The organism is Ignatzschineria sp. LJL83 (genome assembly GCF_054871845.1).
The window spans coordinates 82,998-105,733 of record NZ_JBTXLY010000005.1 but is presented as its reverse complement, the minus strand read 5'-3'; the positions used below and the strand labels follow the sequence as shown (position 1 = coordinate 105,733).

Here is a 22,736-nt window from a genome sequence, read left to right as displayed (position 1 = left end):
TCGAATCAGCGATAAATCAGAATTGAATCAGAGCTGAATCAGCTTTTATTATTCAATAAAACCTTACAATAAAAAATGCCGGCAATCCATGAAGATTACCGGCATTTTTATTGATTGGAAATACCTCACAAACGCGATCTATTGTTTAAGATCGTTTTCAGTATTTACTCAATTACTTCGTTTTTTTACGGCGACTTGCAAAGATTTGGAAGATAATTGCAAGAACGGCAAGGCCACCTGCTAATACCCACCAACCGCGAATCATTGGTTTGTTCTCTTTGAGATCCGTCACATCTTGCGCTGTGATGAATGGATTGTGGTTTTTCCATTCCCTGTTATTCATGATGAAGTTTGTGATATCGGCAATTTGCTGATCTGTCAGTTCTTCTTGATAACTTGGCATCATATAAGCAACTTGATCTTCACGATGCGCAGTTTGTGCACCGGAAAGAAGGGCATTTGCCACATTAAGTGAACGGCCGATTTCGCCATCGCCACGATCTCTAAGTTTTGGTGCAACAGAAGTCACGCCTTCACCGCTCACGCCATGACACGTGGAGCAGAGGTCTTGATACATCACAAAACCATCCGTTTGCGGATTATAAGATTCGCCAATTTTTGGGAAATCTTTTGCCGGCAATTGAATATCTTGTAAGTATACAACCATGCTATTCACATCTGCATCTGTTAAATGGCGTAAGCTGAAACTTGTCACATCTGCCATAGGGCCTGCAAATGCGTGAGTTTCGTTTTGACCTTTTTGCAGAAGCGTGAAAAGTTCTTCATTAGAGATATTAAGATGACGAAGGCTTGGTGCAAACCAACCGCCTAATTGAGCGCCACTTAAGAAGAGATCGTTCACTTCCGTTGTGCCTTGCTCGCTTAATGTCATATCACGTGGAGTATGACAAGTACCACAGTGCGCAGCACCTTGTACTAAATAGGCACCACGATTCCACTCTTCGCTTTTTTCAGAATTTGGCATAAATGCAGATTTATCGGCAATCACACTATTCCAAATATGAAGTGGGAAACGCATATTGAGTGGCCATTCGATCTCTGTTGGAAGATTTGGCTCGGCAATCGGCGTCACGTCATTCATGAAATACTCATAAAGCGCCGCAATATCTTCATCACTCATTTTTGCATAAGAGACGAAAGGCATTGCCGGATAGAGCGGACCATGATTTTTAGAGATTCCCTCGCGAACGGCTTTGTCGAAATCTTCTAACGTATAGTTACCGATTCCGTAAGTCGTATCTGGCGTAATGTTCGTTGCATAAATCGTGCCAAGTGGCGATGCAAGACCATGTCCGCCGGCATATGGCTTATCAGGGTTGTTAGTATGACACGCCATGCAGTCGCCGGCATAAGAGAGATACTCTCCGCGGCTCATTTCAGGATTATTGGTTTGTGCAAAAGAAGCCGCTGAAAAACTCAATGTAGAAATTGCCGTAAGAAGGGCGAATGCACTCGTTTTTAATGTTGAAGGAATCATTACGCGCCTCTCTTATTGCTAAGTTCATCAATCGTTCTAAATGCCGCATCCATTGCAGAATGCGCATAAGCAGACCATTCAGCATCTGAGTTTGCAATATAGAGATTTCCAAAAGGTTTGTTCGAAATTTCCATTGCCGTTTCGAAGTAATCTGCATCATCCATAAGTGTTGACGGATAATATGCATAACCATGCGACCAACGGTTTACCGTAATGCCGAGGATATCGTCTTGCTCAAAACCATATTCGCTGAACATCGCTTCTAATTGATCACGTACCATTTTCTCATGCTCTTCGAAGCTCATACCGAGAAGTTGTGCACGCCCCATTTTCGCTTGTTGCGCAGGATGAACGCCGGAATCTGACATGGTAGGTACATAGATCATATGCACCACAATCGGATCATTTTCCGTTGCCGCATGCTCATATCCGCCCATAGAAACAGGGTAGTTGAGCTTCACTGTGCTATAAGGTGCGCTTGGTGCATAGACAAGATGAACGCCGCTCTCTTTGAATGCTTTCCAATTTTTGAGCGCCACTTTTGTATAAACGAGTGGCATTTTCACATTATGACGAAGTGCCATTTTTTGATCTTCTGGAAGAGAAGGTGCAATGTACGGAATCATCATGTTGTAGCAAGCCATAATGGTTGCTTTTGATTGAATGCGATGCGTTTTACCATCTTGAAGATAGACCACAGAAGTCCCTTCATTCCCTGGTAAGTTTTCTGCACGAACTGCCGTTGAATTGAGGCGAATACGCACATTGTGCTCAGGGCGATCTAATTGGCTGTAATCAAACTTCGCAAGCACCACATCTTCCATTGTGTTTCCAGGCGCTACGCTTGGAATCATTTTACGAACCATTAAACGTGCAAGTGTTGCGTTTCCATCAGGGAAGTGATGAATATAGAGATCATCAATCGCCGCTTGATCATGGGGATCTAAATCAGGTAAACCCATTGCCGCAAATCCAGGAAGGTTGCTACTTCTAGCATCAGATGCACTCATGGAGTCAATGCCGGTTGCCATGAAGTCATGAGTTGTTTGTTGGAAATAGAGCACGGCTTTGTCGGAAAGTTTTACTTTATCGCGTAAAAAAGTGGAATAGCTGTGATCATCAAGATATTCCTCTTTCTCATCTAACGACATGCCGGCAAGATAATCCACGTTATCGTTCATGAGCGCAATCAAATCTGCACGATCTTCGGCAATCATTGGGAAATCGTTCACGAAATCCTCGATAGATCGACCATTTTCTTCGCCAACAGGAACATCATACGCAGGATCCCGTCCCGGATCGCCGGTTACGATTTTATTCACGCCAAAGTGCTCTTTATCGAAGAAAACACCTTTGCTCAAACCTTGTTTTGTGTAGAAGCCTACATCAAAATGCGATTCTAAGTTATCAAGATCAACGCCTAAGCTGTTAATTAAACTGGTTGCATTGTCACTATAATCAGAACGAGGAGATTGTAGAGATTCACTACCGCCGTAAGAGATTAACATGCCTTGATCTGTTTGGAATTCATTGCGTTTTGCATGTCCACCAAAGTCATCGTGGTTTTCTAAGATCAATACTTTCTGATCTTTACCAAAACGCTCAACATATAAAAGGGCTGCTGTTAATCCGCTGATACCACCGCCAATTACGATGAGATCATACTCTTCTTCAACTTCTGTTGGGAGCGTGAATTGACCATTCGCTCGACCTAAAAAGTGAGATGCTTCAAAAGAGCCATCATGGCTACCACGAATACCGGTGAGTTTTGGTGGATAGTAATCTTCCCCAAGTACCGATTGTTGTGTATATTCTGAAGCGAAAGCGAGCTGCTGTATGGGCGTTAAACCTGCGGCAATTGTCAGGGCAACACCATTTAAAAAGTCACGTCGTGTGACACTCATATAATCTATTCCTATCTAATTGTTTCAAACACATTCTGTACTTACATACGGATATTTCTAGCAATTTAAGGTGCAATTCTTGGTTCTTTCAAAATGATTATGGGTTATCACAAATAATCACATTGGGAATCATTGCTACTTTTATTCATAGATAACTCGCCTGACTCGCGTTTAATGGAGTTAGATCAATAAGTTTTATGAAAAATTTGACTATTTTGTCAATCTTAGAAGAAGTATCCATCGAGTATTCTCGCATATAACCGCTTTCTAGTAAAAAAAACTTGACGTTTTTCTCATTTATTTACAAATATTTATTTTACTGAAAGGGTTTAGGAGCGATTTTTATAAAATCTATGGATCTCGTAGGTATCTCCTAGTTTTATCTAATTTTGGATGAAAGATGATTATTAAGTAATGTTGGTTATATATCTTAGTTTTAGTCTTGGCATTATCTTGACGACTTCTGATATAAGGTTCTATATCAGGTTTTTTGGAGTAACAGAGATATTTTTATAATTTTTTCACAGATATTAATGTACTTTTAATACATTGGTTATTATGATGTATATCAATATAAAATTATTTACATATATATTTATTAATATACACTAAAAGGTAAGAGCATAAATATATGCTAGGAAATATCTTATTTAATCTACATGGAGGTTTGTTATGTCAAAAAGCGAAGATATCATCAATGACATTAAAGAAGGTTTGCATAAAATTGGCGATAAGTTATCAAGTGCAAAAGACGATTTAGCGCATAAAATTTCTGATGCAAAAGCAAGACATGATGTGAATGAAGTGGCTCATGATATTAAACATGAAATTAATAAAGACATTCGTGATCAAAAAATTGAAGCAGCAGAAGTAGCACATGATGCGAAAGAAGCTTTTTCTAAAGAAGCAGCACCTACTACAGATAAATAATTCTAAGTCGTTAGGAATATCTTGAGAGAGATATTTTTACTAAGATGAATGCAAGAAGCTCCCTTAACTTCAATAGGGAGCTTTTTTTGTGAGAAATGTTACTCGTTGCATCTGTTTTTTGTGCAATTCTTGTTTATTTTGAAGACTTTTCAAGGAGATTTCCTTGTAAATCAGTTTCTCCTTCTTTAAAGCGGTACGTATTCTTCGATTCTTGAGGTGAAAGGGAAGAATCTAAAGGATCAGGTTTCGGCAATGAATCTACACTATTTTCAAGAGAAATCGCCTCTACAGCAGAATATTGAGCAATATTAGGAATTCTGTTTTTAGGGATTTTAGGGGTGTTTTTCCATGATAATTGCTCAAGGAGTTTAGCAAACAGTACTTTTTCAGCAGTATGACCTTGAAATGCCGGCGAGAAGATCTCTACAGTAATGCCGGGTTGAATCTCTTTTAAATAACTAATACCGGAAGCCGTCGTAGGATCTTTGGAATAGAGGTAAATCGGCGCATTCCATAAACCTTTTAAATCTTCGGCTTTAGATGTTTTAGGCAGCTCTTTATCTTCGTGGTTATTGAGCGCTTGAATGGAAGTAATAACATTCTCTAAAGATTGCGGATGAATTTTAAGATAGGTGTCATTAAAGCGATAATCTCCCAGATATTGCGTGAGCTGATGATATCCATTTTGAATGCGATTGCCAGTTTTAAGAAAGAGCGCTTCGCTTGAAAGAATACGCTGAACTTCATTTTGATAAAATTGTTCAATTTCATTGATGCGAAACATTTGGTGTAAAGATATTTGATAGCGATTTTCAATGGTTTTGAGAGGTAACGTAATATCCGTTAAGACAATGGTATTGTTGAACTCATGCATCTTTGCAATACGAGTATCTTTTTCTTCTTCATTTTCCTCTTTCTTTACCATTGAAGCTTTATTATTGTTGTTAGAATCTGATTTTTCAGTTTTTTCAGCAATATTCTCGATGAGCTTTAATGTTTCCACAGCCTGCATCTGCTGTAAAATATCCTCTAATTCCGGGCTTTCTGTAAGCGCAATAACACTTTTTTGAATCTCCGGGAAATAACGATAGTAAACTGCATAAAAACCGTTATTTTCAGCGATTAATAAGTGTTGTGCATTTTCAAATAGAACGGTTTCAGAAGCTTCTGTTAATTGAGAGATATCAAAACTGTGAGTTTCATTTTGAGGAAGAATAAATAAATAGGTGAAGCTATCTATTTTTTGAATCTCACTGCTAGGCTCGGCATTTTGATAGAAAGAGAGGATTTCGATATCGCTATCTGTAGGATCGATGGTAATGCCGGCAATAGTAAACGCCGTTAAATCCGTATATTCAGGAATGCCGTAAATGAGCCCGTTACTCTGTGCGGGAGAGAGCTTTAAAGAGAGTTGATCGCTAATCTCATGCTCTACGCCCCAAAACTTTGTATCTAAAAGGGTACTGATATTGGGTAGTTCAAGGGGAATTTTATTAGATGCGGTGTTCTCATTCTCCTTATGTTCTATCGATAAAGATTCCTCGTCATTAGCGACATTCCTTGTATTCTCTGCAGATGCATTTTCGGATAAGGTTGTTTTCGAAAGGAGGAATCGTAACTCACAAGAAACTTGTTGGCACTCGGTATAATCTTGGCTAATAACTTCAATCGAGCCTTCTTTTAAAGGCGTGATATGAAATGTCGCGAGATTACTCAGTACAAGATTTTCTGGCGTAATAATGCCGTGATATTTTTCGCCCTCAATGACATAATCCATTGCCGGCATTTTAAAGGTGAAAACACTCTCTTGAAACGTTTGATAGATGCGATCTCTGAGTTGCTGCGTTTTGAGAGAAGAGATATCTGTTGCGGGATCATTGAAAGTGATCTCAATATTACTAGGAATATAATTTCCAGATTGAAGTTCAATGTTTTTTTCATTACCGCATGCTGTGAGGAGGATTGCACATACAATAACGCTCATACTTCGATATATATTCCAAGACTTCATCTGCATAATAGCTTCCTAATAATCATAAGTGGATAGTATAACGATGATCTTTTCAAATCGCGAGTCTGTTTTTAATCAGACAATACTATGAAAAATTATTTTTAAGCGTAAGGTGTTTTATAACGAAAAAATAAATAATTGGGATAATAAGTTCACAACTCAAAATCGGTAGTTGTATATTTACTGAAACTATCTTAATTTAAATTGTTTAATGTTTAAATTATCTAATTTGAACGTCTTTGAAGTTTTTGAAAATAATATTTATAAATGTAGCTTAAAACGGTGGGTTAAAAGGGATCATGGCAAAAAGAGATATCAACACAGAGTTAGGGTTTAGCAGTAAAATTTTATCAACTGATAAGAATCATCCAGATGTGCATGGTGCGATGAATACCCCAATTTATCGTAGTGCGGCATTTGAGTTTCCTGATTCAAAATCTATTGCCGATGCGTTTCAAAATAAAGAAGCGATCGCATCTCATACCTATTCCCGTATTACGAACCCAACTGTTGAAGCTTTAGAGAATAAGATTAAGGCTGTTTCTGGTGCAAAAGATGTCATGATGCTCAGTAGTGGCATGGCAGCAATCTCGAATACTTTTATGGCACTCAGCTATGCTGGCAGTAACATTGTGACTTCTCCGCATCTTTTCGGAAATACTTTTGCCTTTTTCCAATATACATTGGCAGAATTTGGCGTAGAAGTACGTTTTGTCAATACCGATAATGTGGCAGAAATTGACGCGGCGATTGATGAAAATACTTGCGCATTTTTCTGCGAAGTGATGACCAATCCCCATCTTGAGATTGCAGATTTAGTAGCAATTAAGAAAATTCTCACAAAACATCATGTGCCATTAGTTGTGGATTCTACCGTGATTCCTTGGGGTGGATTTGATGCCGGTAAATGGGGCGTGGATATTGAGGTAGTTTCTACTACAAAATATGTTTCCGGCGGCGCAACGAGCTTGGGCGGTGCGATTTTAGATTATGGAAGCTTTGATTGGTCGCATAATAAGCGTTTACAAAAAGTTGCTTCTCCGGCACCATATTCGGCATTCATGTTCAAAATTAAGCGTGAAATTGCGCGAAACTTTGGGGCCTGTATGGATCCTGATAGTGCATATTCACAAAGCATGGGAATGGAAACATTAAAAGTTCGTTATGAAGCGGTCAGTAGTTCTGCTTTTGCGCTTGCAACATTTTTAGAATCACAATCTAAAGTCGCAAAAGTGGGTTATCCAAAACTTGAAAGCTTCCCTTACAAAGCATTAAGCGATCAGTTCTTTACCGGCAATCCTGGCGCAATGTTGACATTTAATCTTGCATCAAGAGAAGAATGTTTTGCATTTTTGGACCAATTAAAACTTATTCGCCGTGCAACGAATCTCTTTGATAATCGCACTTTGATTATTCACCCTGAATCTACTATTTACGGATCGTTCACGCAAGAGATGAAAGAAGTGATGGGGATTGATCCAACACTTATTCGTTTATCTGTAGGATTAGAAGAAGTAGAAGATTTGAAAGCAGATATCGAACAGGCTTTACAAGCCGTTCAAGCTTAAAATAGAAAATAGAGAATAGAGAATAGAGAATAAAAGCGTAGAAAATTGACGAGAAAGGATTGAGAAACACTCAATCCTTTTTTATTGAATCAGTTTATTTGTCACGGCAAATACAGCAGCTTCTACGCGACTGGAAACATCCATCTTACGAAGAATATTTTGTATATGTATTTTGACAGTGCTTTCGGAAATATTTAATTCTCTAGCAATCTGTTTATTACTATCTCCTTTAATCAGCCATGTTAAAATTTCTCGCTCTCTCGGGGTAATGTGAGTAGTATCGACATCTTGTGAAATGGGATGAAGCGTATCATCCATAATTTGAAAGAGAGATTCTGAGGAGATCACTTTTTGAATGGTGGGGACTTTAAAGTATGCCGATTTTTTCTCTAATTCTAAATCTTCCTGATGACTGAAAAAAATAATCTTTAAAGCAGGATAGCTACGAGAAATTCTTTTTAAAATAGTAAAGAGATGGTCATTATGTAAGACTGATTTTTCAAGAAAAAGCAGATCAATCCTCTGATCCTGAAGATCTTGCTGGGATTGATAATCTAACTCTGATACCGCAGTGATTGTTAATGCGTTTTTAGCATATTGAGAGAGCAGATATTGGATTTTTTCACGAAACAGACGATTCTGATCTACAACGAGAACAGAATAGGAAGTTTGCTGTACTTTAGAAATATTTTGCATAAAGTTGTCGCTTTAAACGTGCTGAGTTTTATGGTGCTATCCGAAATCGCTAATACCCAAAGTTCACTCATCACCAAGGTCATTGCTAACGGGGCATCCTGATAACCGATATCAGTGTAGAGAGTGATTGGGAAAATATTCTTGTAAAGATATCTAATATAAAGTTATCTTCCGCCAAGAAATGAGTGTCAGTTTAAATAAAACTCAGTCACGTAAAATTAATCATATTACGTATCATACCGATATTTGAAAATATAATCCTGATTGTAATTTACAAAACATTGACAAATAAACAAGAGAAGCCTCATCTACCTCCCTTATGAAGTAATATTTGTGAGGTAATATTACTTCTATAGTCATTATTGCTACAATCATTTTTCTCACAATATAAATATCGATAATGTCATTGATATACTGAGCTATGATCTATGTTTCGATATATTCCGATATCAGGTATTACAAAGGGATTTTAATATAATGACTCGTTCTATTTCAGCAAGAAACCAATTTTTAGGAAAGGTGAGTGCGATTTTTGAAGGAAGTGTGAATAATGAAATTATTATTACATTAGAAACCGGCGATGAGATTGTAACCGTCATCACAAAGCAGAGTAGCCAAGCGATGAAGATTGCTTTAGATCGGGAAGTTTTAGCGATTATTAAAGCGCCTTCCATGATTTTAGCGAAGCCTAATTCAGGATTTCTATTTTCTGCACGGAATCAATTTTTCGGCACGATTGTGAATATCACGAAAGGGGCCGTGAATAGCTCTGTGGGTTTTGATACGGCGAAAGGTTTACGTTTAACGGCTATTATCACCAATGATAGCCTTGATGAAATGCAGTTCACAGTTGGCTCAGAAGTATTAGGATTAATGAAGGCTTCTAATATTATTCTCGCGACAAAAGAAAATTAAAATAGTGATTATTGTTAAAAAAGGATACGATATATCGTTTTCAGGGATAATAGATAGAATTATCCTCATAAATAAAACAGAATATACATTCAATATCCTTATAAAATATGTTTGTCATGAATCTGTTTATGGTTTATTTAAAAAATAGAATGGTTCAAATCATTGTTAAGTAATGTTGTTAAAGAATGGAGTGAGTTTGTTATGAAAAAATTATTATTAAGTTCCGTAGCACTTTTAGTAATTGCTGCATGTTCAGGGAAAGGAAATATTATGACGCAACAAGATACTAAAATTCCAACTGTGGTAGATTTACAGCATCATAACTATGAGCTAACAGCGATTAACGGCAAAGAGTTTGAAACAGCAGATGGCAGCTTATCTCCACATATCGCATTTGGAGAAGATATGAATATTAATGGTGAGATGTGTAATAATTTCTTTGGAAAAGCGCAACTGACAGCGCGTGGTGTAATTAGAGCGACTGGCATGGGAATGACACGTAAATTCTGTTCTGATTCAACGCTAAATAACTTAGATGGCGATATCGTAGAACTCTTAGATAACGGTGCTGAGATTATCATGTCTAACAATGGTCAATATATCCGTATTTCTAATACCAGAATCTCTTTAGAGTTTAAGCTTGCCGATAAGATGTAATAACTTGGACACCGGCATTATTGAGATACTCAAAGTAGAATATATTGCATAAGGTATTCCAAAAGGCATTTGGCGCAAAGCATTTAAAACTAGGTATTAAAAAAGGGAAATCACTGGAGATTTCCCTTTTTTGTATCTCTGTATTCTACTGAATTATTAAATTATTACCAACTCTTCATCAGCCTATAACTTATGAAATGAAAGTTTCTTAAACCGATTCCACTATATTTCATACCGTTCATGCACTTTTTGAAGATCTACATTAAACACTACAGTAAGAAGAAATAAGCGTAAATTGTTAAAATTCCGACGCAGCAGAGATTCAAAACACCACCTGCAAGCATCATATCTTTTTGACGAAGATGTCCTGTACCAAACACAATGGCATTGGGAGGCGTTGCAATCGGCAGCATGAAAGCACACGAAGCACCGAGTCCAATCATGAGCACGAGCACTTCTTGGGGCATTCCCATTTCAGCAGCAACCGCAGCAAATACCGGCACTAAAAGCGCAGCAGAAGCGGTATTACTCGTGAATTCCGTAAGAATAATAATAAAGATCACCACCACAAGAATCACGACAAGCGGATGCGATTGACCGAAAATCTCCGCAACGGTATTTCCTAAAATTGCGGAAGCACCTGAACCGCCGATGATTGCGCTTAGTGTTAAACCACCACCGAAGAGGAATAATACGCCCCAATCCGTGTTTTCAGAAACATCTTGCCATGAAGCAAGTCCAAGAATCACAACAGATACGGCGCAAGCAATTGCCACAAATGTATCTGGTGAAGTGATGCCGAAGTGTGTTTTTAATTGACCGCCAAAGATCCAAGCAAGTGCCGTTACAATGAAAAGAATCGTTGCTAAAACACGTGGTAGAGTCCAAGGAATCACTTCATCTGTGATATTAATGCGCATATTAAGTTTTGGTCTAAAGATAATGTAGAGCACTAAAAACATCACCGGCATTAAGACAAGCATCATTGGAATCCCAACAGAGAACCAATCATCAAAGCTATAACCAAGCGCTGTTGCCGCAATGGCATTTGGCGGGGAACCCACTAACGTTCCAAGACCACCGATACTTGCGGAATAAGCGATTCCAAGCAAAATGAACACGAATGTGCCACGCTCTTTACTAAAATCAAGGCTGCTCATAATGCCAAGCGCAAGCGGTAACATCATCGCTGCAGTTGCCGTGTTACTAATCCACATGGATAAACCGGCAGTGACGAAAAAGAGGGAGAAAACGGTAATTCCTAAATGCCCCTTAGAAAGGCGAATCATAAAGAGCGCAATTTTACGGTCAATTTTCTGCATGTGAAGCGCAGTTGCTAACGCAAATCCTCCAAAGAAGAGGAAGATAATAGGATCTGCAAAGTTTGTGAGAGAACTTTTCAAGGTTACAGTTTCAGGCACGCCTAAAAGGACAGCAGATAATGGCACCATTAATGCCGTAATCGTCGTATGCACAACTTCCGTTAACCACAGCGCACCAATGAAAAAGAGGATAATTAATCCCTTATTCGCTTGCTCTGTAAAGGGAAGATAGCGATAAATAACGGCACAAATAGTGGCAATAATTGCGATGCCAATTAAAGATCTTAAGACTTTCGATAATACAAATCGAGGATTTTCCCCCATTAAAATATCGGGATTTGGGGATGAATGATCCATCAATAAACTCCTTTGTTGAATATAAGTTATATTCTTATAAATTGATAACATCGGTCTTTATAGTGGATAGATTCCTGAAATGCAATATCCTAAATAATAATCAGGCTATTTCTTGCAATTTTTATGACTTTTATCTTTAAATTTAAATATATTTATGTAAATTAATCCCATTAAGAGTATATGTGCATAAATTATTACTAATACTATAAATTTTATTCGGTATACTAAATGCGTGAACTATAAAGCAATTTAAAAAGTCTTATGAGATTTTTTAAATTGCTCATTAGTTTGAGAATTTATGGGGTTTTAAATTGTTATTTTTATTTAGAGGGAAACAGGTATGGATCGCGCGATCAAAAATTGGTGGGTTTGGGTTCTGATGGGAATTCTTTATCTCGTAATGAGTGGATTTTTCTTTTTTAAACCATTAGAAAGCTTTGTGGTTTTATCACAATTCATGGTAGCTCTTTTCTTTGTGACGGGGGTTTTTGAAATTATCTCCTCTTTAACGAATAGAACCGTAAGCGGATGGGGCTTTAACCTTGCAATGGGTGTATTACAAGTGCTCATTGGTGGCTACCTCATGAAACACGCAAGTGAAGGTCTTCCTGAAATGATGATGGTTTTCCTCATTATGTTCTGGTTGATTTTCTACGGTATTTCAGCGATCTCTTTCTCATTTAGCCTCAAAAAAATGGGTATTGGCACTTGGTGGTTAACACTGATCGTTGGTATTTTGGCATTGATCGTTGGTATGGGAATTCCTTATACACCAGCAAGTGGTGTTGCATTTATGACGATTTTATTAGGGGCTTTCTCCTTAATGTTCGGAATTTACAGCATCTTCTTTGGTTTTGCAGTGCGCAAAGCAAGAGTGTAAGCCATATTATTTAGTACTGATTCAGTAGTAACGCTCTGAAAGAGAAGATTCTTTACTGAATCAAAATGTATTAAACAATGAGTATTAAATATAGAAAGGGCGACTTAATTCAAGTTCGCCCTTTTATTTTGTCATTATCCGAGCTATAGTAATATTCGTTGAATATCTTGATGGATATTTACAATTGAGTAATTCGATTTATCTTTGGGGCAGGGTGCAGAATGTCATATTCTTATTCCCGACCGGCGGTGATAGTCCGCGAGCGCAAGCTGATCTTGGTGAAATTCCAAAACCGACAGTATAGTCTGGATGATAAAAGATAAGTGGGTTTCTAACGTAATGAGAATAAAATCGTTACGAAAATGGATGAGCAGTAAAGTTTGAATCATTCACCAAATGAAGTTAAAAGTTTTAACAGAGCAGTTTCAATCGGCTTAGAGTTTAAGAAATTGAGTTTAAGAAATTTTACTTAATAAACGATAAGACGAAAGAAACGGATCTTTTCATAAATCAGCATCATTCATAGAAGCTCTATGCAGTGTTGATGAATAAAATGAAGATAAAACGACAGAGATTTGGCAAATGACACGAATTTTACAAGGTTAAGAACAGATTTAAATCGTTCATAACAAACTCAAAATTACCGGCAGATGGTTTATGTTTTCCATAAACTATAAAAATGTAAGACCGCAATGACGCTAATCCACCCGCTCATGAAATCATTAAGCCCCATATTAAAGTGACTTTAAATGGGGTTTTTTAGTGTCTAAAGAAAACAGTACAAAAACAGAAGATCAGCAATTTTTGCTCGAAGCCATTGAGCTTGCCAAGCAAGGTTACGGCAGAGTGTCGCCTAATCCTTATGTCGGCGCGCTTTTAGTTAAAAATGGCATTGTGATTGGTCGTGGATTTCATCAAGCTTCCGGTTGTGCACATGCAGAAGTAATGGCGATTGAAGATGCGAAAGCGAATGGCCATGATCTTCAAGGTGCAACACTTTACGTAACGCTTGAACCTTGCTGTTTTCACGGTAAAACACCGGCATGTACCGATCTTATTTTAAATTCGGGCATTCAGAAAGTCATTACGGCAATGGAAGATCCGAATCCAAATGTTGCCGGCAAAGGACATGAAATTTTGCGAAATGCCGGTATTATTGTCGAAACGAACCTATTAACCTTTGAAGCGAGCGAGCTTTCTCGGCATTTTATTCTCAATCAAACGCTAAAACGTCCATTTGTTACTCTAAAGGCGGCATTGAGTTTAGATGGGAAAATTGCCACAAAAACCAAAGATTCCAAATGGATTACCGGCAGTGAAGCACGCAAGAAAGGGCATTTTTATCGGGGATTACATGACGCGATTTTAGTTGGCAAAGGCACCTTACTTGAAGATGATCCGGCATTAACGGTGCGTTATGAATTTGAAGCTCAAGCGCCGGCACGCATTCTTCTTCTGAATAACTTTACCGGCATTACAGAAGAGATTGTGAAGCGTTACCAGTTTTTTGATACCAATCTTGCGCCTTCCATTATCTGCTTTGATGAAAACTTTTCGCCGAGCGAAGCTTTAGAAGCTCTGATATTAGAGAAAGGTATCACACTTGCACCATTGCCGAAATCAACGCCGGAATGCCTTTTAGCATATTGTATGAATGCCGGCATTATGAGTCTGTTTATCGAAGGTGGCGCCGGTATTTACAGTGCTTTTATGCAAGCAGATTTAGTCGATGAATTTTTACTGTTTTATGGCCCAAAATTGATCGGCAGTTCCGAAGCCTTAGAAATCTGGGGCAATAGCACCGTTGAGAATCTACAAGATGCGCCACAAGTCAAAATCCAATCCGTAGAACTCTGCGGAGAATCCTTTTTAACCGTTGCAACAAGGGAGCGATAGATGTTTACCGGAATTATCGAAGAGCGTGGAGAAATTTCCAACATTGTTCATCAAGCCAATATTACGAGAATTACCATCAAAGCGCATGTCGTTCTATCGGACGTTAAACTCGGCGATAGCATTGCTGTAAATGGTGTCTGTTTAACGGTGACGGAATTTGGCGATCGCTTTTTTAATGCGGACTTAATGCCGGAAACTTTGAAGAAAACAGGATTTGATCAATACAAGAAAGGCACTTTAGTCAATTTAGAAAGAGCACTCAGAGTTGGCGATCGTTTAGGCGGACATATGGTCAGCGGTCATATTGATGGCGAAGCGAAATTGCTGAAAATTGATGATTTAGGGGATATCCGTGAGCTCACTTTTGAGCTAAAAGTACCGCATGAAGGATTGATTATTCCCAAAGGTTCCATCGCTATTGATGGCATTAGTTTAACGATTATCAGCGTTACAAATACCACGTTTAAAGTCGGCATTATTCCGCACACCTTTGAGCATACAAACTTACAAAAATTACAGATCGGCGGACGAATCAATATCGAATTCGACATGATCGGGAAATATATCAAAGCCCAACAACCAGAGAAGAGTGCGCTCGATTATCAGCAGCTTTCTAATTGGGGCTATTAAAGATTAAGAGCTATTTAATAGAGCTTTCATGAATACTATTTATATTGATGGTTTTAAGGGAACAATTAACAAGCTGAATTAGATAGATTAGCGGGCGAGAAGTCATTAAAAGCATGCAAACATTCCCTCCCGCCACAATTGAGCTGTAAAAGTATCGTAAAAACTCCAATTGCTCATAAAAAACAACTGAATAATTTCTAGTTTTAAACATTAAAAAAGATAACAAGAGATCGACAGATTTCATGACAACACAGGGAAATAGATTAAATGACAACAATATTTCAAGAATATGGTTCTATTGAAAGAGTGATTCAGGCCATCGATTTTATGAAAAAAGGTGGCATGATTATTATCACAGATGATGCTTCTCGGGAAAATGAAGGAGATTTGGTCATGCCGGCAGAAACGATTACGGCGAAAGACACCAACTTTATGATTCGCCAAGCGGGCGGTTTGATCTGTGCACCTATTTCAAAAGAGTATGCAGATCGCTTAGAGCTAAAACCGATGGTCGTAGACAATAAAGATCCGTATAAAACGGCATTTACAGTCACAATCGACTTGGCAACCACGCATACCGGCATTTCGGCTTTTGAACGCACGGAAACCCTCAATGCTTTGGTGGATGATTCTTTATCTGCAAAAGATTTTAATCGCCCAGGTCATATTTTCCCACTGATTGCCAAAGATGGTGGTGTTCTTGAACGCCGAGGTCATACAGAAGCATCTATAGATATTGTGACATTAGCAGGATTTAAACCGGCGGCCGTGATCTGCGAAATCTTGAAAGAAGATGGCGAAATGGCACGTCAAAATGATCTGCAAACTTATGCCAAAGAGCACCAATTACCGCTCATTTCGATTCAAGATATTGTGAATTACCGTTTAATGGTAGAAGACAAAGATGTCTTAATGCCGCTTAGTAACGCCTCGCTTCCAACGGCATTTGGCGAATTTCAGATTTACACTTTCCCCAATAAAAATGGCGGAGAGCCACATATTGCGTTAGTAAACAAAAATCATGATTCGAGCAAAGTGGCGACAGTAAGAATTCATTCAGAATGTTTAACCGGCGATGTGTTTTCTTCTGTGAAATGTGATTGCCATGCGCAATTAGAATTTGGCATGAAAGAAACGGCAGAAGCGGAGAACGGCATTTTGCTCTATCTCCGTCAAGAAGGTCGCGGGATTGGCATTGTGGAGAAATTAAAAGCATATCAATTGCAAGAGCAAGGCTTTGATACCATTGTCGCCAATCAAATGCTCGGTCATGGCGCTGATGAGAGAACCTATGATGAAGCGGCAAAAATGCTGAAATTTTTTAAGGCGGAAAAAGTACAGCTTCTCACAAATAACCCTGACAAAATCTCAGCAATCGAAACTGCCGGCATTGAGATCGAAAGACAAGGAACGCCAAGATTCGAAACCTCAGAAAATGAGTCGTATCTCAATATCAAACGTGACCAAATGGGACATGATTTATAAAGAATCAGGTCTTAGTAAAAACAATCATTAAAAAATGACTATCTATAAATATCAAAATGTCGCTATTTTAGTGTGGAATTAAAAAAGGATAAATACCGCTAGCACAGAAGATATAAAAGAATACAAAGATTTATCAAAGTGATACGGCGATCTATCTCTATTTCTATTAAGTAGTCAAAATAGCTAAAGTTTTAAAAAGAGTTTTATAACTGCTGGCGAGCGATACATCAAAGCATGCAAGCATTCGACCCAGCCACGCATCAGCCCATATTAGACAATGAAAAACAATAGAGTATTTAAACAGCATTGATTCAATGTCATAAAGAAAAATGTCATAAAAAAAATTTTAGAAGTTCAGCAATACAAACACAACCATCAAATTCAACAACAAATTTCAATAACAAAAAGGAAATATTATGAAAGTATTAGAAGGTCAGTTATCAGTTAAAGGTAAAAAAATCGCAATTGTTGCAGGTCGTTTCAATAGCTTAATTACAAAACAGCTTATTGATGGCGCAAAAGATGGTTTATTACGTAGCGGAATTAGCGAAGACGATATTACCCTTGCATGGGTTCCGGGCGCTTATGAGATTCCTTTAATTGCGAAAAAGTTTGCAGAAAAAGCGGAATATGATGCCGTGATCTGCTTAGGTGCCGTGATTCGTGGCGCAACAGCACACTTTGATTATGTTGCCGGCGAAGCTGCGAAAGGGATTAGTAAAATCTCTTTAGATAGTGGAAAACCTGTGATGTTTGGTGTTTTAACGGTGGATACGATTGAGCAAGCATTAGAGAGAGCGGGAACGAAAGCCGGCAATAACGGTTTTTCAGCGGCAATGGGCGTTGTTGAAATGCTAAGTTTAATTGATGAGATTGCGTAAGAAAGGAACGTATAACGATTCCTTTTGCATTCTAATCTTGCTATCATGACGGCGGAATGAGGATCAGTGCCAAGATAAAGATAATAAATAATGCATTGAATTAATCCTCAAATAAAAGATTTTTAATGGTTTTAGCAGATTATTTTTTATTAAACTTAGGAGGCAACATGAGTAACATTAACTCATTAAATACCCTTTCTACCTTAGATGTTGGTGGAAAAGAGTATCATTATCACTCAATCAAAAAAGCGGAAGAGAAATTAGGAGATTTATCTAAACTTCCTAAATCTATGAAAGTTCTTCTCGAGAACTTACTTCGCTTTGAAGACAATATCACTGTAAACGCAGACGATATTGCAGCAATTGGTGAGTGGGCTCGTAATCGTTCATCTAAACGTGAAATTCAATATCGTCCTGCACGTGTTTTAATGCAAGACTTTACAGGTGTTCCGGCAGTTGTTGACTTGGCGGCAATGCGTGATGCAATGGTAAAAGCGGGCGGAGATGCAAAGCATATCAATCCTCTTGCACCTGTTGATCTTGTGATTGACCACTCAGTAATGATCGATACATTCGGTACAAAAGAATCATTTGACGAAAACGTGAAGCTCGAAATGGAGCGTAACGGTGAACGTTATGAATTCCTTAAATGGGGTCAAAATGCATTTGATAACTTCCGCGTTGTACCACCAGGAACTGGTATCTGTCACCAAGTAAACTTAGAATTCTTATCACAAGTTGCTTGGACAAACCAAAAAGATGGTAAAACATGGATCATGCCGGATACTTGCGTAGGAACTGACTCACATACACCAATGGTGAATGGTCTTTCAGTACTTGCTTGGGGCGTGGGTGGTATCGAAGCGGAAGCTGCGATCTTAGGTCAGCCAATCTCAATGGTCATTCCTGAAGTTGTTGGTTTTAAATTAACAGGTAAACTTCAAGAAGGCGTTACAGCAACTGACTTAGTATTAACAATTGTTGAAATGCTTCGTCAAAAAGGGGTTGTTGGTAAATTCGTTGAGTACTACGGTGATGGATTGAAAGATCTTCCACTTGCAGACCGTGCGACAATTTCTAACATGGCGCCAGAATACGGTGCAACGGTTGGTTTCTTCCCAGTAGATGATATTACACTTGATTACATGCGTTTAACTGGCCGTGATCCTGAAGTAATCGCTCGTACTGAAGCGTATGCGAAAGAGCAAGGTTTCTGGGGTAATGATGGCGATGAGCCAGTATTTACAGATACTTTAGAACTTGATCTTGGTTCAGTAGTTCCAAGTATGTCAGGTCCAAAACGTCCACAAGATCGTGTAACTTTACCAGGTCTTAAAGATGCATTTGATAAATTCGTAGCTGATAGCAACGATGACATCACAAAAACAGCGGATATCTATCTTAACGATAAAGAAGAAACATTGCATCAAGGTGATGTAGTATTTGCGGCAATTACGTCATGTACAAATACTTCAAACCCAAGCGTGATGATGGCGGCAGGTTTAGTGGCTGAAAAAGCTGCAAAACTTGGTTTAACACGTAAACCATGGGTGAAAACTTCACTTGCTCCGGGATCAAAAGTTGTAAGCGAATACCTTGAGAAAGCAGGTTTAACGAAATATCTTGATGAAGTTGGCTTCAACTTAACAGGATATGGTTGTACTGCATGTATCGGTAACTCAGGTCCATTAATCAAAGAAGTTGGTGAAGCAATTGATGCAAACGACTTCACAATGGCTGCTGTTATTTCAGGTAACCGTAACTTTGAAGGTCGTATCCATCCACAAATCAAAACGAACTGGATTGCTTCACCTCCATTAGTTGTTGCATTTGCACTTGCGGGAACAACGCGTATTGATATTGCGAAAGATCCCATTGCAAAAGATAAAGATGGTAATGATGTATTCTTAAAAGATATTTGGCCTTCTAACCAAGAAATTGCAGATGCAGTTGCGAAAGTGGATGGTTCAATGTTCCGTAAAGGATATGATGGCGTATTTGACGGTGATGCTCACTGGCAAGGCCTTGATGTTGCGCAAACTGAAACATTCCAATGGAATGATCAATCGACATACGTTCAACATCCTCCATATTTTGAAAATATTGACAAGCCAATTCAATCGCTTAAATCTATCGAAAATGCAAACGTATTAGCATACTTCGGTGATTCAATCACAACTGACCATATTTCACCTGCAGGTGTAATTATGGCGGGTGCGCCGGCGGGTCTTTATCTTCAAGAAAAAGGTGTAACACCTAAAGACTTCAACTCTTACGGTTCACGTCGTGGTAACCACCAAGTGATGATCCGCGGTACATTTGCGAATATTCGTATTCGTAACAAAATGTTAACGGACGTTGAAGGCGGATATACGAAGCATATTCCTACAGGCGAAACAATGCCGATTTATGATGCAGCAATGCGTTATGAAGCAGAGAATACGCCATTAATCGTATTAGCAGGTAAAGAGTACGGATCAGGCTCAAGCCGTGACTGGGCTGCAAAAGGACCAAATCTTTTAGGCGTTAAAGCTGTAATTGCTGAAAGCTATGAAAGAATTCACCGTTCGAACTTAATCGGTATGGGAATCCTTGCGCTTCAGTACAAAGATGGTCAAAATGCAGAAAGCCTTGGTTTAACAGGCGAAGAAGCATTTACAATCAACTTTGATGACAGCATCAAGCCAGGTCAAGACATTGAAGTATCTGCGAAGAAAGCAGATGGTACAGTTGTAAACTTCACGGTTCTTTGCCGTATTGATACGCTTAATGAAGTAGATTACTTCAAATCAGGTGGTATCTTACATTATGTTCTTCGTCAAATGATTGCTGAACACAAGTAGATGTAACTTGATTTAGATTTACAATAAAATATTTAATAATAAAAGAGATGCTAATAGGCATCTCTTTTTGTTTTCTTGTGATATTATTCATTAATAGATTTTTAATTGTAAAGAAAGGGTTAAGCTAGATGAAATCAATTTTAAAAATAACTTCTCTCATCGCTGTAGTTACAATGATCACAGCATGTTCTACTTGGAATAATATGGATTCTCAAGAAAAAGGAACAGTAGTAGGTGTTGGTGCAGGAGCTGTTGCGGGTGCCGCATTAACAGATGGGAAAGTACTCGGAACAGGTATTGGCGCTGCATTTGGTGGTTTAATTGGTAATGAAGTAGGTAAAGAACTGTAAGTAAATTCATACTATTAATGAGTATGTTTAAACTCTCTTTGAGAGTTACTTAAATATTTTTGAGTATTAGCCTCGTTATACTATATAAGTTAGCGAGGCTTTCTTTTTTGAATGACTAACATAACTGATCTGATAGGTTTCTCTTTGAAATCCTATGTGGTCGTAAACAATAAATTAAAACATATAATGAAATTAGAAAACTTATCGATTCCTAACTGGTATTCTTTAGAGCAGTTATTTGCCATGATAGGCGAACCAAATACATTAATTTTTCAGAATATCTCTCATTTATTAGAAATAGATTCATTAACAGTCGGCTTAGAGCAGATGGATCCTAATTTTTCAGTAAATCTCATCTCTTTAGAAGATACAATTGATTATACGATTTGCGATAGCGAGAAGAATATCGCATATTGCCGAAAAGTAGAGCTTCAACTGTCAGGTAAAGCTGTAGTATATGCAGAAAGTATTTGTGACCTAACTTCAGATATCTGGAAGGAATACCTTCATTGCGGCACTAATTCTTTGGGAAGATCTCTATTTTCTTCTACAAATCCTTTAAAACGCTCTTCATTCAAGTATGCATTATTTTCAGAGAACCATTTACCCGTTCATCTTGCAAAAGAATATTCAGAAAAACAGATCGCTATCATTGCTCGACGGTCCTACTTTATAAAAAATCATCAAAAACTGTGGATTACAGAATGGTTTTTACCTAGTTTAATCAAAAATAGCATGTGAAATAGGTAAATAATTATTATTTATGTAATAATAAAAATATCGAATTAAATTAATAATATAGTTATTAACAATTATACCAATATTACATCAATTAGTAAATATTATCAACTAATAGTAACAAATGTTAATTGTTTGTAGCCTCCTATAATTAAAGATATTTTTTTAAGGAATATGATGAGTGTACGATTAATGAGAATTTTCAGATCGGTTGCCGAGCATTATAGCTTTAGTAAAGCAGCTGAAGAACTTGAGATTACTAGACCAGCGATCAGTCAAGCGATCACTCAACTCGAAGAATCTTTAGATGTTAAACTATTTAACCGTACAACTAGAAGCGTTAAATTGACTCCAGAAGGCAGTTTATACTTTCATCATGTGGTTGATATCCTTGAGAGAATAGAGCTAATGGAAGATCAATTAAAATTACCTTTTCAAGGGCCTGTTGGAAGGGTTCGAATAGATACAACTCCTGCAATAGCGAGAGGTTTCTTATTACCCCTTATTACTAGTTTTCAAGAAAAGTACCCTAATATTGAAATATTACTAGGAACACATAGCTACCACGCTGATTTTAATGAATCTGCTATCGATTTTATGCTTCAAGTAGGAGATATCTCTAATCCATCAGGGGATGGTTCAAATCAGGACTTAGTATGTCATGTATTGGATGATGTGCATTTTATCTGTTGTGCATCACCTGATTATTTAAATGCACATGGAACTCCTACCACACTAGAGGAATTGGAGCGTCATACAGCTATTAACCATTTCTCCATAAGTACAGGGAGAACTTATCCATGGGTGTTTTTAAAAAATAAAAACTTAAAATATATCCGCATCAATCATAATATAGCAGTAACAGATTCGGAGATGACTTTGGCATATACTTTAGCGGGTAAAGGAATTTCTGTACTGCCATATTATTTAGCAATCAAATATATTCAAACAGGTGAGTTAATTCCTGTGTTAGAAGATTTTCCTTTAGCAACAAGGCCTTTAAATCTCTTGTATTCCAAAAATAAAGTAATGAGCCAGCGTTCGAAAACCTTTATAAAATGGTTAATTCATCGTGGAGAAGAAGATCAGAAACTTAAGGAGCAGTAATTAAAATTGAATATTTTATCCAGTCTTTGAGGATATGCATGATCAGCTGGAAGTTATTTAGTGGGTCA

Annotated in this window: 18 protein-coding genes and 1 riboswitch; of the genes, 13 read left to right on the top strand and 5 right to left on the bottom strand. The window is 37.9% G+C overall.

The window, feature by feature from the left end:
* Positions 1-172: 172 nt before the first annotated feature.
* Positions 173-1,498 (bottom strand): cytochrome c, encoded by a 1,326-nt coding sequence (locus ACYSN2_RS04760; RefSeq protein WP_461749115.1) that lies wholly within the window; start codon positions 1,496-1,498, stop codon positions 173-175.
* A complete protein-coding gene (locus tag ACYSN2_RS04755; protein ID WP_461749114.1) occupies positions 1,498-3,402 on the bottom strand; it encodes an NAD(P)-binding protein in 1,905 nt (634 codons plus the stop codon). The genes ACYSN2_RS04760 and ACYSN2_RS04755 overlap by 1 nt, the downstream gene beginning before the upstream one ends.
* Positions 3,403-4,074: 672 nt before the next feature.
* Between ACYSN2_RS04755 and ACYSN2_RS04750 the strand changes: the two genes are divergently transcribed.
* Positions 4,075-4,332 carry a hypothetical protein gene (locus ACYSN2_RS04750; RefSeq protein WP_461749113.1) on the top strand — a complete coding sequence of 86 codons (258 nt, stop codon included), beginning with the start codon at positions 4,075-4,077 and terminating at the stop codon, positions 4,330-4,332.
* Positions 4,333-4,465: 133 nt separating this feature from the next.
* Here ACYSN2_RS04750 and ACYSN2_RS04745 read toward each other — a convergent pair whose 3' ends face one another.
* Positions 4,466-6,349 carry a hypothetical protein gene (locus ACYSN2_RS04745; RefSeq protein ID WP_461749112.1) on the bottom strand — a complete coding sequence of 628 codons (1,884 nt, stop codon included), beginning with the start codon at positions 6,347-6,349 and terminating at the stop codon, positions 4,466-4,468.
* 293 nt (positions 6,350-6,642) lie between these two features.
* Between ACYSN2_RS04745 and ACYSN2_RS04740 the strand changes: the two genes are divergently transcribed.
* Positions 6,643-7,911 carry an aminotransferase class I/II-fold pyridoxal phosphate-dependent enzyme gene (locus tag ACYSN2_RS04740; RefSeq protein ID WP_461749111.1) on the top strand — a complete coding sequence of 423 codons (1,269 nt, stop codon included), beginning with the start codon at positions 6,643-6,645 and terminating at the stop codon, positions 7,909-7,911.
* Positions 7,912-7,992: 81 nt separating this feature from the next.
* Here the strand turns inward: ACYSN2_RS04740 and ACYSN2_RS04735 are convergent, their stop codons facing one another.
* Positions 7,993-8,607 (bottom strand): LuxR C-terminal-related transcriptional regulator, encoded by a 615-nt coding sequence (locus ACYSN2_RS04735; protein ID WP_461749110.1) that lies wholly within the window; start codon positions 8,605-8,607, stop codon positions 7,993-7,995.
* Between the two features lie 477 nt (positions 8,608-9,084).
* On the opposite strand from ACYSN2_RS04735, the gene ACYSN2_RS04730 reads away from it, so the two are divergent.
* Entirely contained in the window at positions 9,085-9,522 is a 438-nt protein-coding gene (locus ACYSN2_RS04730) for a TOBE domain-containing protein (protein WP_461749109.1), read from the top strand.
* Positions 9,523-9,723: 201 nt separating this feature from the next.
* Complete coding sequence (locus ACYSN2_RS04725; RefSeq protein WP_461749108.1) at positions 9,724-10,179, top strand: META domain-containing protein; 456 nt, start codon at positions 9,724-9,726, stop codon at positions 10,177-10,179.
* 269 nt (positions 10,180-10,448) lie between these two features.
* Here the strand turns inward: ACYSN2_RS04725 and ACYSN2_RS04720 are convergent, their stop codons facing one another.
* The gene (locus ACYSN2_RS04720) at positions 10,449-11,825 is read right to left on the bottom strand and encodes an SLC13 family permease (RefSeq protein WP_461749153.1); all 1,377 of its coding nucleotides are present in this window, start codon (positions 11,823-11,825) and stop codon (positions 10,449-10,451) included.
* A gap of 373 nt (positions 11,826-12,198) precedes the next feature.
* On the opposite strand from ACYSN2_RS04720, the gene ACYSN2_RS04715 reads away from it, so the two are divergent.
* The 9 genes from ACYSN2_RS04715 (at position 12,199) to ACYSN2_RS04675 (ending at position 22,668) form a co-directional block, all read left to right on the top strand.
* Positions 12,199-12,738 carry an HdeD family acid-resistance protein gene (locus ACYSN2_RS04715; protein WP_461749107.1) on the top strand — a complete coding sequence of 180 codons (540 nt, stop codon included), beginning with the start codon at positions 12,199-12,201 and terminating at the stop codon, positions 12,736-12,738.
* A 196-nt stretch (positions 12,739-12,934) separates the two neighbouring features.
* Positions 12,935-13,063: riboswitch (FMN riboswitch) on the top strand.
* Between the two features lie 437 nt (positions 13,064-13,500).
* Complete coding sequence (gene ribD / locus ACYSN2_RS04710; protein WP_461749106.1) at positions 13,501-14,634, top strand: bifunctional diaminohydroxyphosphoribosylaminopyrimidine deaminase/5-amino-6-(5-phosphoribosylamino)uracil reductase RibD; 1,134 nt, start codon at positions 13,501-13,503, stop codon at positions 14,632-14,634.
* A complete protein-coding gene (locus ACYSN2_RS04705) occupies positions 14,635-15,264 on the top strand; it encodes a riboflavin synthase (protein WP_461749105.1) in 630 nt (209 codons plus the stop codon).
* 267 nt (positions 15,265-15,531) lie between these two features.
* Complete coding sequence (ribB, locus tag ACYSN2_RS04700) at positions 15,532-16,749, top strand: 3,4-dihydroxy-2-butanone-4-phosphate synthase (RefSeq protein WP_461749104.1); 1,218 nt, start codon at positions 15,532-15,534, stop codon at positions 16,747-16,749.
* A gap of 416 nt (positions 16,750-17,165) precedes the next feature.
* Entirely contained in the window at positions 17,166-17,630 is a 465-nt protein-coding gene (gene ribH / locus ACYSN2_RS04695) for a 6,7-dimethyl-8-ribityllumazine synthase (RefSeq protein ID WP_461749103.1), read from the top strand.
* Positions 17,631-17,797: 167 nt separating this feature from the next.
* On the top strand, positions 17,798-20,473 hold the full coding sequence (gene acnA / locus ACYSN2_RS04690) for an aconitate hydratase AcnA (RefSeq protein WP_461749102.1): 2,676 nt from the start codon (positions 17,798-17,800) through the stop codon (positions 20,471-20,473).
* Positions 20,474-20,676: 203 nt separating this feature from the next.
* Entirely contained in the window at positions 20,677-20,823 is a 147-nt protein-coding gene (locus tag ACYSN2_RS04685; RefSeq protein ID WP_461749101.1) for a YMGG-like glycine zipper-containing protein, read from the top strand.
* Positions 20,824-21,009: 186 nt separating this feature from the next.
* The gene (locus ACYSN2_RS04680) at positions 21,010-21,564 is read left to right on the top strand and encodes a chorismate--pyruvate lyase family protein (protein ID WP_461749100.1); all 555 of its coding nucleotides are present in this window, start codon (positions 21,010-21,012) and stop codon (positions 21,562-21,564) included.
* 174 nt (positions 21,565-21,738) lie between these two features.
* On the top strand, positions 21,739-22,668 hold the full coding sequence (locus tag ACYSN2_RS04675) for a LysR family transcriptional regulator (protein ID WP_461749099.1): 930 nt from the start codon (positions 21,739-21,741) through the stop codon (positions 22,666-22,668).
* The last annotated feature ends 68 nt before the right edge of the window (positions 22,669-22,736 follow it).

What these genes read in the sequence shown, in the direction of transcription:
- ACYSN2_RS04725 (WP_461749108.1), top strand. Translation starts at nt 9,724, where the DNA reads ATGAAAAAATTATTATTAAGTTCCGTAGCACTTTTAGTAATTGCTGCA.
- ACYSN2_RS04755 (WP_461749114.1), bottom strand. Translation starts at nt 3,402, where the DNA reads ATGAGTGTCACACGACGTGACTTTTTAAATGGTGTTGCCCTGACAATT.
- ribB (WP_461749104.1), top strand. Translation starts at nt 15,532, where the DNA reads ATGACAACAATATTTCAAGAATATGGTTCTATTGAAAGAGTGATTCAG.
- ACYSN2_RS04720 (WP_461749153.1), bottom strand. Translation starts at nt 11,825, where the DNA reads ATGGGGGAAAATCCTCGATTTGTATTATCGAAAGTCTTAAGATCTTTA.
- ACYSN2_RS04705 (WP_461749105.1), top strand. Translation starts at nt 14,635, where the DNA reads ATGTTTACCGGAATTATCGAAGAGCGTGGAGAAATTTCCAACATTGTT.
- ribH (WP_461749103.1), top strand. Translation starts at nt 17,166, where the DNA reads ATGAAAGTATTAGAAGGTCAGTTATCAGTTAAAGGTAAAAAAATCGCA.
- ACYSN2_RS04715 (WP_461749107.1), top strand. Translation starts at nt 12,199, where the DNA reads ATGGATCGCGCGATCAAAAATTGGTGGGTTTGGGTTCTGATGGGAATT.
- ACYSN2_RS04760 (WP_461749115.1), bottom strand. Translation starts at nt 1,498, where the DNA reads ATGATTCCTTCAACATTAAAAACGAGTGCATTCGCCCTTCTTACGGCA.
- ACYSN2_RS04675 (WP_461749099.1), top strand. Translation starts at nt 21,739, where the DNA reads ATGAGTGTACGATTAATGAGAATTTTCAGATCGGTTGCCGAGCATTAT.
- ACYSN2_RS04735 (WP_461749110.1), bottom strand. Translation starts at nt 8,607, where the DNA reads ATGCAAAATATTTCTAAAGTACAGCAAACTTCCTATTCTGTTCTCGTT.
- ACYSN2_RS04740 (WP_461749111.1), top strand. Translation starts at nt 6,643, where the DNA reads ATGGCAAAAAGAGATATCAACACAGAGTTAGGGTTTAGCAGTAAAATT.
- ACYSN2_RS04685 (WP_461749101.1), top strand. Translation starts at nt 20,677, where the DNA reads ATGGATTCTCAAGAAAAAGGAACAGTAGTAGGTGTTGGTGCAGGAGCT.
- ACYSN2_RS04745 (WP_461749112.1), bottom strand. Translation starts at nt 6,349, where the DNA reads ATGCAGATGAAGTCTTGGAATATATATCGAAGTATGAGCGTTATTGTA.
- acnA (WP_461749102.1), top strand. Translation starts at nt 17,798, where the DNA reads ATGAGTAACATTAACTCATTAAATACCCTTTCTACCTTAGATGTTGGT.
- ACYSN2_RS04730 (WP_461749109.1), top strand. Translation starts at nt 9,085, where the DNA reads ATGACTCGTTCTATTTCAGCAAGAAACCAATTTTTAGGAAAGGTGAGT.
- ACYSN2_RS04750 (WP_461749113.1), top strand. Translation starts at nt 4,075, where the DNA reads ATGTCAAAAAGCGAAGATATCATCAATGACATTAAAGAAGGTTTGCAT.
- ACYSN2_RS04680 (WP_461749100.1), top strand. Translation starts at nt 21,010, where the DNA reads ATGAAATTAGAAAACTTATCGATTCCTAACTGGTATTCTTTAGAGCAG.